Raw genomic sequence first — 13,649 nt, forward strand, 5'->3', positions numbered from 1 at the left:
GAGCATATTAGCCCATCAAAATAAAATCTTTCCCCTCACAATAATTTCTTTGATGGAGGAATTCTCTGATTTTTTCTCCGGCACCGGTGTTGGTTACCATCGACACAATAAACAGCTTCCCGGGTTGGGGAAGTTCTTTATAAAAAATAGCATCGGGTTTGGTTTTTTTTATGTCGATATAACCCTCAATATTCAGCCCGTGTTCTTGAAGGAAAGCGCTCCGTTGGCGGGTTTTACGACCGGCTCCCCAAATCCAAATGTTGGGGTGAAACGGATTGTTTTTCTTCGACCACTGTTTAAAATAAACGGCTTTGGTTTGAAAAAAAGCTTCGGTAGAATATCGCTTATCAGTGCGGGTTAGCCGGGTGGAGTAGTCGTGCCACTCCAGCAACTTTTCGGGCAGTTTAGCCATTATTGCTCCGTGGCTCAGGTAGCGCAATTGCATTTCGTAATCTTCGGGGAAATTGCCGTCGCGGCAGCCACCATATTTCTCAAATAACTGCCGACGAAAAAATATGGTCGGGTTAATTACCGGAATCTCAATAAACTGCTTTAGTTTAATTTCTTCAGGAGTATGAAACGAATTCACCCAATCTACAAATCGCCGAAAACCTTTATTCTCTTCAATGTGTGGAACATATTCAACTTCGCTGCCCACAAAATCGACTGACGGATTATTTTCGAGGTAGTTGTATTGTTTCTGTAGTTTTTCGGGATGAGCGACATCATCGGCATCCATTCGGGAAATAAACCGGCCACGGGCGTTTTTTAATCCGCAATTCATGGCATTGGCTACCCCGGGTGTTTTCTCGTTTAGTAAAACTATATGCGAATCGTTTTGCGCAGCCTGTTTTGCAATTTCTTCGCTTTTGACGGTGCTGTTGTTGTTTATCAAAAGCAGTTCGAACGTGGTAAAACTTTGTTGCAAAACACTGTCGATGGCACGCTGTAAGGAGAGTTCGGCGTTAAAAAAGGGTAGTATTACTGAAACTTCAGGATGCATTTATAGTGCCGTTGTTGTACGAATTGATTTACCGTGTAAGCTGATGGAACACGTTCTCGAGGTTTTGTTGTTTTTCAAAAAGGGTAAGCAATGTGAGCTTATTATCAACGGCAAACTGAAAAATGTGCTGACGGATATCTGCTGCACTTCCGGCTTCAATTTCCCAGCCCAATTCATTTATGGTAACGCTGTTTACGCCGGGTATTTGTACTAGCTGTTCTTCCGAGACCTTTTCTTTAAACCCGGCAATAACAACCTGGTTTTGGATATTGATTCCGGCTTTTACATCCTTAATATCGCCATCCGCAACAATTTTTCCTTTGTTGATAATAAGCACGCGGTTGCACACGGCTTCCACTTCTTGCATAATATGCGACGACAGAATTACCGTTTTCTCTTTGCTGATCTCGCGTATCAGTGCCCGAATCTCTTCCAGCTGGTTGGGGTCGAGGCCGGTTGTTGGTTCATCCATAATCAATATCGACGGATCGTGAATTAATGCTTGTGCCAAGCCCACACGCTGGCGATAGCCTTTTGAGAGGGCACGTATTTTTTTGTGCTGCTCAATTCCAAGTCCGGTTAACTCGATCATTTCTGAAACACGTTGTTTCTTATTTTTCAGGTGGTAGAATCCCGCTGTTATCTCCAAAAATTCTTTCACATAAAGGTCGGTATACAGCGGATTGTGTTCGGGTAAATAGCCAATTTGCTTTTTGTATTCGAGGTTTTGCCCCGATACTTTTTGCCCATCAATCAAAATGTCGCCTTTATCTTGTGGCAGAAAACCGGTAATGATTTTCATGGTGGTTGATTTTCCGGCGCCATTCGGACCCAAAAAACCTACCAGTTCGCCTTTGTTAACAGTAAAACTAATCGAGTCGAGTGCTTTCTGTTTCCCAAACAATTTCGTGATATTCCTTGTTTCAACTATCATATAAATAGAATACAAAACAAAAATAGACTATTCTTTTTATTTTAGAAGCATTAGCTTAAATTTGCAACTCAGCTTAACAGATTAATCGATGAAGGATCGTAATTTCAACTATATTAAAGATTTAACCCGCTATCAACGACAAGAAACTGCAGAAGTAAATATCGGGGGAGTTCCTGTCGGTAGCAATAATCCCATCCGCATCCAAACAATGACCGATACCAACACCACGGATACCGAAGCTACCATAGAGCAGATTATCCGAGTGGTTAAGGCTGGTGCCGATTATGTGCGGGTAACTGTAAAGGGGATGTCGGATGCTGAAAGCCTTAAGGTTATCAAGAAAGAGTTAGTTGAAAGAGGCTATAATACGCCTTTGATCGCTGATATACATTTCAACCCGAGATTAGCAGAAGTAGCTGCCAAATACGTATCAAAAGTGCGTATCAATCCGGGGAACTTCTATGATAAACGAGCGCAATTCAAAAATAAAATATACACCGATGTAGAGTACAATCAGGAGCTTGCTATAATTGAAAAGCAGTTTGTGCCTTTTCTTAAAATGCTGAAAGAAACCAAAACAGCATTGCGAATTGGTGCCAATCACGGCTCGCTTTCCGACAGGGTAATGAGCCGTTATGGCGATACACCGGCCGGAATTGCCGAATCGGTAATGGAATTCCTTCGTATTTGTAAAAAGGAAAATTTTAAAAATGTTGTAGTATCTATCAAGTCGAGCAACACACGGGTAATGGTTTATACCGTTCGTTTGCTTAACTTTAAAATGCGTCTTGAAGATATGAAATTCCCCATCCATTTAGGGGTTACCGAAGCCGGCGAAGGCGAAGACGGGCGCATAAAATCGGCCGTGGGAGTTGGCGCACTATTGAGTGATGGAATAGGTGATACGGTGCGCATTTCGTTAACCGAGGCACCATTAAATGAAATTCCGGTGGCTTTAAAATTGATGAATCATTTTAAACGCTACCAGAATCACGAGCCTATTTCGGCACCACTGATTGCACAAACCAATCCGTTTGAATACGAGCGCCGCGATACCCGTCCGGTATTGAACATGGGAGGGAAGCAACTGCCGGTTGTTATCGCCGACCTTGGCGACAGGAGTTTGCGCGAAATGATCCCGATCAGGGGGAAACTGGTTCCCGATTATTTTGTTTCGGGAAACAAAATTCTTGATATCGAAGGCGAAGAATATCCGGTAATTACGCTTGAGGAATACTTATTTGAAAGTACACGCTGGGGAAGAATGAAATTCATTCGTACCGACAAAGCGGAATTCGACCGTTTTATGGATATGCACCCCGAGATCATCATGAAACTGAAACAGACCCGGAAAACTGTCCTCATTCTTGAAAGCCACAACGCCAACCCAATGGCGGAGTTGCGAGCTTTCTTTATGTCGCTCGAAACGCATATCTGGAAAGTGCCTGTTGTGCTTTTCCGTCAATATAATGAGAGTCGTTTAGACGATCTTCAGATTACTGCTGCAGCCGATCTTGGAGGTTTGCTGATTGACGGATACGGCGATGGAATTTGCCTGTCGAACGATAACGAAAATATTACTTTCACCGAACTGAAAGATCTGAGTTTTGCTTTATTGCAAGCCAGCCGCATGCGCGTAACCAAAACCGAGTTTGTGTCGTGTCCGGGATGTGGGAGAACACTGTTTAATTTGCAGGAAACTACCCGCGCCGTAAAAGCACATTTCAAACATCTCGATCATTTAAAAATCGGTATCATGGGCTGTGTGGTAAATGGCCCCGGCGAGATGGGCGATGTGGATTATGGTTTTGTGGGAGCGGGCAATAATAAAGTGAATTTATATAAAGGCCTGAAACCAATAAAACGCCACATTCCTTACGAAAATGCTGTGGAAGAACTCGAACAGCTGATTCGCGAGAATGGCGACTGGAAAGATCCGGAAGATTAATAGATACAAATTATTATATGGAGAAGGATCCGGTCTTTTTAGAGGTTGGATCCTTTTTTTTGAAAGTCACTTGAACTATCTCTATTATAATTAGCCATGCATAAAAGCTGTTTTCCCTTGAAAGGGAAAATGTTTACAGACAAAAGGGTAGTGTTTTAATTGTAAATACATTACCCTTCACCCTGTTGGGAGCTCCCCTCGCGAGGGGAGCCCGTTCTGATAACGGTATTATGTTGCATTGTTAATTTACTTTCATCTCTGTTGGTGATTCCAGAGTATTATGAATGTTTTGTTTGGCATCGTACTCACTACGATCTCTGGAAAACCGCCATGTGAGGCAATGTACTAAGTACGTTTGGAGAACTCGGAACAGGTAGAGCAATGTACTCAGTACATTTGGTGAAAAACCTTTCGGAGAAGCAGTGTCAGGTTGACATTTGGGAAACTATCGATCGGTGACGCAACGTTATCATGAGGAATTAAGAACTATCGATCGGTGACGCAATGTCATCATGACGTTCACCCGGACGTGAAGTTAGAGTATTGCCAAAGCCCTGTATTTTCTATCTTTGGGTAGAAATTGATAAAATTAAAAGAATATGGCACGAACGTACTGGAAACCCGGAACCATTATTTATCCCTTGCCAGCAGTAATGGTAAGTTGTGGCGAAAATCCCGAAGAACACAATATTATTACCATTGCCTGGACGGGCACTATAAACAGCGATCCGCCCATGTGTTATATTTCGGTTCGCCCGGGGCGTCATTCGTACGATATTATTAAACGCACCGGCGAATTTGTAATCAACCTCACCACCGAAAAACTGGCAAAAGCAACCGACTGGTGTGGTTGTCGCTCAGGGCGCAAATACGACAAATGGAAAGAAATGAACCTGACACCTGCCCCCGCCAAAATGGTAAAAGCACCAATTATCGAGGAGTCGCCGGTAAATATCGAATGCCGTGTAAAAGATATCGTGGAATTGGGTTCACACCACATGTTTATTTCCGAAGTGCTTAGCGTTTCGGTTGATGATACCTATATGAATAAAGAGCAGGCTTTTAGCTTCTCAAAAGCAAATCCTTTGGTTTACAGTCATGGTCATTATTTCGGCATGGGAAAACGTATTGGCAAGTTTGGTTGGTCAGTCGAAAAAAAGAAAACGAAAAAGAAACGAAAAAAATAATCTTTACATCATTAGAGAGAAAGAGTTTAGTTCCCTATTTACAAGTGAAATAAATCATTCTTTTTAAACAATTTCCGCCCTTTTTTTGTAATCCTTTTAACTTTCTGAAGACTAGTCAGAATAATATTAAATTGTGATAAAATGAAGAGCATCTATTTATTAGCAGTAATTTTTTTAATGAATTTAGGAATGGTAACAGCACAAACAAATCCCTTACTCGGAGACTTTAATACACCGCACGATGCGGCACCTTTCGACAAAATTGAGAACGAGCATTTTATGCCGGCTTTCGAAGAAGCAATAAAACAAGGGAAGGCCGACGTTGAAAAAATTAAGAATAATCCGGAAACACCAACATTCGAAAACACCATCGTTGCGTTAGACGAGGTTGGCCGTTTGTTAACACGTACAGCAGGTATATTTTTTAATCTGATGAGTTCGGAAACCAACGACGAATTGCAGAGCATTGCACAAGAAGTATCGCCAATGCTTACTGCCTTTCAGAACGACATTTCGTTAGATCCGGTTCTTTTTGAACGCATTAAAGCAGTTTACAACAAAAAAGACGAGCTGGATTTAACCACCGAGCAAGAAACACTTCTGGAGAACAACTACATTGGTTTTGTTCGCAGCGGAGCAAATTTATCGGATGCCGATAAAGAGAAGTTCCGTGAGTACAGCACCGAGTTATCGAAATTAAGTCTCGATTTTGGTGAGAACGTATTAAAGGAAACCAATAATTACCAGCTCAATATCACCGACGAAAGCAAACTGGCCGGTATGCCGGAAGGCGCGTTGGAAGCTGCTGCCGGAAAAGCAAAAGCAAAAGACAAAGAAGGTTGGATTTTCGATATTTCGATGCCTAGCTATTTGCCGGTAATGAAATATGCCGACAACCGTGAATTGCGTAAAGAACTGTACATGGCGTACAATACCAAATCGTTTAAAGGCGATGAGTTTGATAACCAGAAAAATGTAAAACGTATTGCTGAGTTGCGTTTGGAAATGGCCAAGCTTTTGGGCTATACAAACTACGCCGATTACGTTTTGGAGCGCCGAATGGCAATGAATGCCGATGGTGTTTACGGCTTGCTTAACGATTTGTATGAAGCATCGTACAAAGTGGCAAAAGAGGAAAAAGCAGAGATTGAAGCATATGCCCGCAAGAATGGTTTTGAAGGCGATTTGATGCCTTGGGACTGGAGCTATTACAGCGAAAAGCTAAAGGTGGAGAAGTTTGATCTGAACGATGAAATGCTGAAACCTTATTTTGAATTAAGCAGTGTGGTTGACGGTGTTTTTGGTCTGGCAACCGAACTTTTTGGCATAACTTTTAAAGAAAATAAAGACATTCCGGTTTACAACGATGAGGTTACGGCCTACGAAGTTTTTGATGCCGACGGTACTTTCCTTTCGGTATTTTACACCGATTTTCACCCGCGCCCCGGAAAACGTGGAGGCGCCTGGATGAACGATTTTAAAGGCCAGTGGATGGATAATGGCGTTGATTCGCGTCCGCATGTAACCATTGTAATGAACTTTACCCGTCCGACTTCAAGCAAACCCGCGCTGCTAACGTTTAGCGAGGTGGAGACATTAATGCACGAATTTGGGCATGCTTTACACGGAATGCTGGCAAAATCAACTTATTCAAGTCTGTCGGGAACCAACGTATACCGCGACTTTGTTGAGCTTCCATCGCAAATAATGGAAAACTGGGCAGTTGAAAAAGACTTCCTCGATCGTTTTGCCAAACATTACGAAACCGGCGAGCCAATTCCTGCCGAGCTGGTTCAGAAAATCGTTGCCTCACAAAATTACCTGGCCGGTTATCTTTCAATTCGCCAGTTAAGTTTTGGTTATTTAGATATGCAATGGCATACACTTGAAAAACCTTTTGAAGGCGATGTAAAAGCCTTTGAAGTAAGTGCGTGGAAGAAAACGCAGATCTTCCCGGAAATCGATGGCGTTTGTATGAGTACACAATTCGGGCATTTGTTTGCCGGTGGTTATGCAGCAGGATATTACGGTTACAAATGGGCCGAAGTGCTGGATGCTGATGCATTTAGCGTGTTCAAAGAAAAAGGCTTGTTCAATAAAGAAGTGGCTGCCTCGTTCCGCAAAAACATTCTTGAAAAAGGAGGAACAGAGCACCCGATGATCCTTTACAAACGTTTCCGCGGACAGGAACCAAAGGTTGATGCACTGCTAAAGCGCAGCGGATTATTGTAAGCTTTTCAACACATGATGGACTCACTCGAAGTGAGCCTATCACTACATAATATTGAAAATGGTATCTCGTTTTGAGGTACCATTTTTTTGTGGATATGTTCTTGAACTGCTACTAGAATTCATTGGTGTTCAGAAGCAGAAAAATTGCAGGCATTAAAATGATGTAAGTTTATATCTTTATCGATAGCAATAGCCTATACAAACAATGAAAGCCAAAAACAAACAAATGCATCGGGGCCTTACTGAAGGCGACAAGAGGAATTTGAGAAATCAATGTAAAATGCGAATGAGTTTATCACTGCTCGTTTTTGTTCTGTCGACAATTATTGGAGTAGTGATTTACGAGATATTCTTTGATTTGAATCCGAATGGATTAAATATAAAAATGGCAGGTCTAATTGTTGTCGGAACATTTAGTATTTCGTTGCTCCTAAGTTTTCTGATGTGTTACAAATATTACCAGGATTTACAATTCAATGAAAAAGTTCAGGTAATAAAAACCTTGAGAAACAAATCAAAGTCAACTATTTATCATGCCTCTGCACTGGGCAGCAACATTTCTAAGGCTTATAATGAAAAGTTTGAGTTTGTAGTTGACGATATAAAGCTCGACGTTGATAAAGAATTGTTTGAGCATTGTGCCGAGGGGGATCAATTGATTTTAAATTATGCTCCAAAAAGTGAATATCTGTTGAGTATTGAAAAGAAGTAGTATTCGCAAGATTTAATTCTATTTAAAAATATGAAAATGGCATTTCGGATTGAGGTACCATTTTTTTATGCGTATTATTAGCTTTGCAAAAAAAAACAATGATCGAAATACTAAGAAACCGACGCAGCATTCGTAAATACACCGATCAGAAGATCGAACCCGAAAAAATAGAGTTATTAAAAGAGGCTGCTTTACGCTCGCCGTCATCAAAAAATATCAATCCCTGGGAGTTTATTTTTGTTGACGACAAAATGTTGATCGAGAAGCTAAAAAGCTGCAAGCCTCATGGTGTTGCACCACTTTCAACGGCACCGCTTGCCATTGTTGTTTGCGCCAACGAAACCCTTAACGATGTTTGGGTGGAAGATTGTTCCATAGCTTCTATTTTGTTACAACTAACCGCACAATCACTGGATTTGGGAAGTTGCTGGGTACAAATTAGAAAACGTATGCACGATGAAACAATTTCGGCGGAAAAGTACATTCAGGATTTGCTAAATATCCGTGAGAACTTCAGAGTGCTGAGCATTGTAACTGTTGGTTATCCTGAAAAGTGGAGAGAAGGCAAGCCATTTGATGAGCTGCAGTTTGAGAAGATAAAAATCAATAAGATGTAAGATGTAAAAGTCAGTGATACCCTCACTCTGTGTGAGGGTATCACTTTATAATGTTTAAAAGAAATCGTTGAATTCTTCCGGAGTTCTATTCTTTTTCTCCAGTTCATCGCAATCGAGGTTAATGTTAAATTCAGCAGGTTTTTTGAACTCCATCTTGTTTTCTTTGTATCCGATAGATTCGTCGGCCAAAACTTTTTTGTAGAAATAACCCCAAATTGGCAGCGCCATGTTTGCACCCTGCCCCGATCCAATGGTGCGGAAATGTATACTTCGCAAATCAGCGCCTGTCCAAACACCGGCAGTAAGTTTTGGTGTTGTACCAATAAACCAACCATCGGAGTGGTTTTGTGTGGTTCCTGTTTTTCCGGCAATTGGCATGGTAAATTGGCCATACTCTTTTGTTACTCTTTCGCGCCAAAGATTTGAACCACGCAAACGAGCTCCGGTACCATCTGGGCTTATTACTCCTTCCAACAAATTCAACATTAAATAAGCTGTTTCTTCGTCAATAGCTTCATGTTTTTCAGGATTAAAACGGGCAATTACATTACCATGTCGATCTTCAATTCGGGTTACAAAATACGGTTTGGTGTAAACTCCTAAATTGGCATAGGTATTGAATGCTCCAACCATTTCGTAAAGTGTTACATCCGAAACACCTAAAAACATGGAGTTTACAGCTTCAATCGGGCTATAAATACCCATGCGTTTCATCACATCAACCACAGCTTGTGGATTAAACTGCTTTAATACCCAGGCCGAAATACGGTTTTTAGAGTTGGCAAGGCCCCATTTAAGAGTGACCATTTTTCCGTCCATTTCCGGATCAACATCAGCATCTTTGGGTTCGTAAATACTGCCGTCCCATTGTTGAAATTGTTGACTTACATACGGCACTTTTGTGCAAGGTGTTAGTCCGTTTTGCATAGCGAGCGTGTACAAAAATGGTTTAACAGTAGAGCCAACCTGGCGTTTTCCACCTTTTACCATGTCGTACATAAAATGCTTGTAGTTGGGGCCGCCAACGTATGCTTTTACTTTCCCCGATTCGGTGTCCATAGCCATAAACGAGGAGCGGAAATAGCGCAGGTAATGTTTTATTGAATCCATCGGAGTCATCAAGGTGTCTACTTCGCCACTCCATTCAAAAACAGACATCTCAACGGGTTCGTTAAACGTTTCCTTAATCTCCGAAAAGCTCTTGCCAGCTAGATTCATTACCCGGTAACGTTCGCTTTTTCGGATTTCCCGGTTCAATAGGTTTTCCACCTCTTCGCGGCCCATGTTATTGGCAAAAGGAGGATTGTTTAGCCCCTCCATGCTTCCATCGAACAGGGGCTGCAGGTCGTAACGCAAATGTTGCTCAACGGCTTCAACCGCATATTTTTGCATGCGCGAGTCGAGCGTTGTGTATATCTTTAAACCATCGGTGTAAATATTGTAAGGTTCGCCATTGGCTTTTTTGTTTTTGTTACACCAGCCATATAGCGGATTGTTTTCCCATTCATCCAGATCTTCAATGTATTTTTGCTCTTGCCACGAGGCATAATTATCGCGCTCCGGTTTTTTGGCTGTCAGCGCTAAACGCAGGTATTCGCGGAAATATGGTGCCGGTCCGAGTTTGTAATCAACTTTATTATATTCCAGATCGAGTGGGAGTAGTTTAGCAGAATCGGCAACTTCGGGAGTGATGTAGCCATATTTTTCCATCTGAGCCAGCACTACATTTCGGCGTTGTAATACCATGCCGGGGCGACGAATAGGGTTATAAAGCGAAGAGTTTTTAGCCATTCCAACCAGCATAGCGGCCTGGTGAAGCTTCAGCGAATCCGGCTGAGCATTAAAATAAACATCGGCTGCCGAACGAATTCCAACGGCGTTGTTCAGGTAATCGTATTTGTTCAGGTACATCAGAATAATCTCTTCCTTGGTGTAACTGCGCTCAAGTTTTACTGCTATCACCCACTCTTTAAATTTTCGCAGTACCAACTCCAGGCTACTTGAAAAACCATCGCGCGGAAAAAGCATTTTTGCCAACTGTTGACTTAAAGTACTTCCGCCGCCTGAGCTGGTATCGCCGATAACAATTCCTTTTACAACACGAATTAGTCCACGAAAATCAATTCCCGAATGATCGTAAAAACGAACATCCTCTGTTGCAATCAACGCGTTTATTAAATGTGGAGGCAGATTCTCGTAGTTTACGTAGCTGCGGTTCTCCTGATTGAAATATTTATCAATGGAAGGACCATCTTCAAAATAGATCTCCGTTGCCAGAATATTTTGTGGGTTTTCCAGCTCCTTAAAACTTGGCATAAAACCCAGGTTCCCCTTGGCTATCAGGAAGAAAAGGAAAAAAGCCGAAACGAGCCCCAGGGCAACGATCGACCAAAAAATAATGATGTATGTTTTAAAGCTTTTTTTTGTTTCGCTCATGAATTTCACTCATTTTAATGTGGCAACAAATATATACCATTCTGTTATGGCAACAAGCTAATTAACGCCTCGAAATTGGATATTATTTTATTTTTTAAAAAATAAAATCGTCATTTTCAATTAAATAGAAAATAAAAAATAGCTCATTAAATTTTGAACTTAGCTCATCATTTTCTTTAATTTGCAGAATTTTTAGAACGGATTAGAAAGAATATGCACAAAAACCTGGTTATAGTCGAGTCCCCTGCAAAGGCGAAAACAATAGAAGGATTTCTTGGAGATGGATACGTGGTGACCTCAAGCATGGGTCATGTTAGAGACCTGGAAAAGAAAGACTTCGGGATTGATATTGAGAACAATTATCAACCCAGATATAAAGTTTCTTCCGATAAGAAGAAAATAGTAACAGAACTGAAAAAGTTAGCAAAGGAGGCCGAAACGGTATGGCTGGCTTCCGATGAAGACCGCGAGGGAGAGGCAATAGCCTGGCACCTGAAAGAGGTGTTGAAGCTGAAAGATGATAAAATAAAACGAATTGTTTTTCACGAAATTACCAAAGATGCAATTACGCGTGCCGTTGAAAATCCAAGAGATATTGACCAGCATTTGGTAAATGCGCAACAGGCCCGTCGCGTGTTAGACCGCATTGTGGGTTTCGAGGTGTCGCCGGTTTTGTGGAAAAAAGTTAAACCATCGTTAAGTGCCGGAAGGGTGCAATCGGTAGCGGTTCGTTTAATTGTTGAACGCGAACGCGAAATCCGCAATTTTAACTCGGAAACCTGGTTTCGTGTAAACGGATACTTTTTAGTGTCGGATGAAAAAGGGAATACCACCGAATTAAAAGCAGAACTTTCAAAACGTTTTAAAACCCGCGATGAGGCTAATGATTTTCTCGAAAAGTGCAAAACTGCCGATTTTAAAGTAAGCGATGTGGTAAAAAAACCGGGGAAACGATCGCCGGCGCAACCATTTACAACATCTACCTTGCAGCAGGAAGCCAGTAGAAAGCTGGGATTTTCGGTGTCGCAAACAATGGCGGTTGCCCAGCGATTGTATGAAAGTGGTAAGATTACCTACATGCGTACCGACTCGGTGAACTTATCGGGGCTGGCTATAAATACTTCGAAACAAAAGATTACAGAGCTTCATGGTGAAAACTATGTGAAAATCAGGAAGTTCAAAAATAAATCTAAAGGAGCCCAGGAAGCGCACGAGGCTATTCGTCCTACCTATATGGAAAACCAAACGGTTGACGGATCGTCGCAGGAGCAGCGTTTGTACGAGTTGATCTGGAAGCGCACGATTGCTTCGCAAATGGCCGATGCAATTTTAGAACGTACCAATGTTACAATCGACGTGTCGAATGCAACGGAGAAATTTCAGGCAACCGGTGAGGTAATTGTTTTCGATGGTTTCCTGAAGGTTTACATTGAATCGACCGACGATGAAAATACAAACGGAAGTGGGCAATCGCTTATTCCGCCTGTGCATGTAAACGATCCTCTAGAGATGACGTCGGTAATTTCAACACAGCGTTTTTCGCAACGTCCGCCGCGTTTTACTGAAGCATCGTTGGTTAAACGTCTTGAAGAGCTGGGTATTGGCCGTCCGTCAACCTATGCGCCAACCATTACAACGGTTCAGAACAGAAACTACGTTGTAAAAGAGGAGCGTCCCGGAGTGGAACGGAATTATAACGTTCTTACGCTAAAAGACGGAAAAATTAAAGAGGAAGAAAAGACCGAGATTACCGGTGCTGAAAAAAATAAACTGTTCCCAACCGATATTGGTATTGTTGTTAACGATTTTCTCATGGATAATTTCGATGAGATAATGGATTACAACTTTACCGCAAATGTTGAAAAAGAATTTGATGATATTGCCGATGGGAAAAGAGTGTGGAACGAGATGATCGATAAATTTTATCAGCCGTTTCATGGCAAAGTGGAGCACGCCCTTGAAAATGCAGAGCGCTCAAAAGGAGAACGTATTCTGGGTGTCGATCCAAAAACGGGAAAACAAGTTTCGGTAAAAATCGGACGTTATGGCCCGTTGGCTCAACTTGGTGAAACTTCGCAGGAAGAAGATACTGAGAAACCACAGTTCTCAAGCTTGCGTACCGGTCAGCATATCGAAACAATTACGTTGGAAGAAGCACTTGATTTATTTAAACTTCCGCGCGAGCTGGGTGAATACGAAGACAAAAAGGTAACCGTTGCTATTGGTCGCTTTGGTCCGTATGTGCGTCACGATAATAAATTTGTTTCGCTCGGAAAAGAAGATGATCCATATTCGGTAAAGCTCGACAGGGCGATTGAATTGATTGAAGCCAAACGTGAAAAAGATCGTAAAGCAGTTATTAAGATATTTGATGAAGATGCAGAACTTCAGGTGCTTAATGGCAGATGGGGACCCTACATAAAGCATAAAAAGAAAAATTATAAGATACCAAAAACAACAAAGGCTGAGGAGCTAACTTACGATGATTGTATAAAGATCATTGAATCGGCTCCGGAGCCTAAAAACCGACGTGGTAGAAAAAAATAAAGAATAAAGGCAGGTGATTTGATCATTTGCCTT

At 41.7% G+C, this 13,649-nt stretch carries 9 protein-coding genes; 6 read left to right on the plus strand and 3 right to left on the minus strand.

Annotated elements, in window-relative coordinates; translation table 11 throughout:
- Positions 1-7: 7 nt before the first annotated feature.
- Both G0Q07_RS02285 and gldA read right to left on the minus strand, forming a co-directional pair.
- Positions 8-1,003, minus strand: coding sequence for a glycosyltransferase family 2 protein (locus tag G0Q07_RS02285; RefSeq protein WP_163344559.1), 996 nt, complete (start codon positions 1,001-1,003; stop codon positions 8-10).
- 28 nt (positions 1,004-1,031) lie between these two features.
- Positions 1,032-1,937 (minus strand): gliding motility-associated ABC transporter ATP-binding subunit GldA, encoded by a 906-nt coding sequence (gene gldA, locus G0Q07_RS02290; RefSeq protein WP_163344560.1) that lies wholly within the window; start codon positions 1,935-1,937, stop codon positions 1,032-1,034.
- A gap of 88 nt (positions 1,938-2,025) precedes the next feature.
- Between gldA and ispG the strand changes: the two genes are divergently transcribed.
- The 5 genes from ispG to G0Q07_RS02315 all read left to right on the plus strand — a co-directional run bounded on the left by ispG (position 2,026) and on the right by G0Q07_RS02315 (position 8,633).
- Positions 2,026-3,885 (plus strand): (E)-4-hydroxy-3-methylbut-2-enyl-diphosphate synthase, encoded by a 1,860-nt coding sequence (ispG, locus tag G0Q07_RS02295; RefSeq protein WP_163344561.1) that lies wholly within the window; start codon positions 2,026-2,028, stop codon positions 3,883-3,885.
- A 599-nt stretch (positions 3,886-4,484) separates the two neighbouring features.
- Positions 4,485-5,072, plus strand: coding sequence for a flavin reductase family protein (locus tag G0Q07_RS02300; protein ID WP_163344562.1), 588 nt, complete (start codon positions 4,485-4,487; stop codon positions 5,070-5,072).
- Positions 5,073-5,213: 141 nt separating this feature from the next.
- The gene (locus tag G0Q07_RS02305; protein ID WP_203532652.1) at positions 5,214-7,304 is read left to right on the plus strand and encodes a M3 family metallopeptidase; all 2,091 of its coding nucleotides are present in this window, start codon (positions 5,214-5,216) and stop codon (positions 7,302-7,304) included.
- A 286-nt stretch (positions 7,305-7,590) separates the two neighbouring features.
- Complete coding sequence (locus G0Q07_RS02310; protein WP_163344563.1) at positions 7,591-8,016, plus strand: hypothetical protein; 426 nt, start codon at positions 7,591-7,593, stop codon at positions 8,014-8,016.
- 98 nt (positions 8,017-8,114) lie between these two features.
- The gene (locus G0Q07_RS02315; RefSeq protein ID WP_163344564.1) at positions 8,115-8,633 is read left to right on the plus strand and encodes a nitroreductase family protein; all 519 of its coding nucleotides are present in this window, start codon (positions 8,115-8,117) and stop codon (positions 8,631-8,633) included.
- Between the two features lie 54 nt (positions 8,634-8,687).
- On the opposite strand, the gene G0Q07_RS02320 is transcribed toward G0Q07_RS02315, so the two are convergent.
- Positions 8,688-11,069, minus strand: a complete 2,382-nt coding sequence (locus tag G0Q07_RS02320) for a transglycosylase domain-containing protein (protein ID WP_163344565.1) — start codon at positions 11,067-11,069, stop codon at positions 8,688-8,690.
- Positions 11,070-11,282: 213 nt separating this feature from the next.
- Between G0Q07_RS02320 and topA the strand changes: the two genes are divergently transcribed.
- On the plus strand, positions 11,283-13,616 hold the full coding sequence (gene topA / locus G0Q07_RS02325) for a type I DNA topoisomerase (RefSeq protein ID WP_163344566.1): 2,334 nt from the start codon (positions 11,283-11,285) through the stop codon (positions 13,614-13,616).
- Positions 13,617-13,649: the final 33 nt, after the last annotated feature.

The organism is Draconibacterium halophilum (genome assembly GCF_010448835.1).
Classification (GTDB): Bacteria; Bacteroidota; Bacteroidia; order Bacteroidales; family Prolixibacteraceae; genus Draconibacterium; species Draconibacterium halophilum.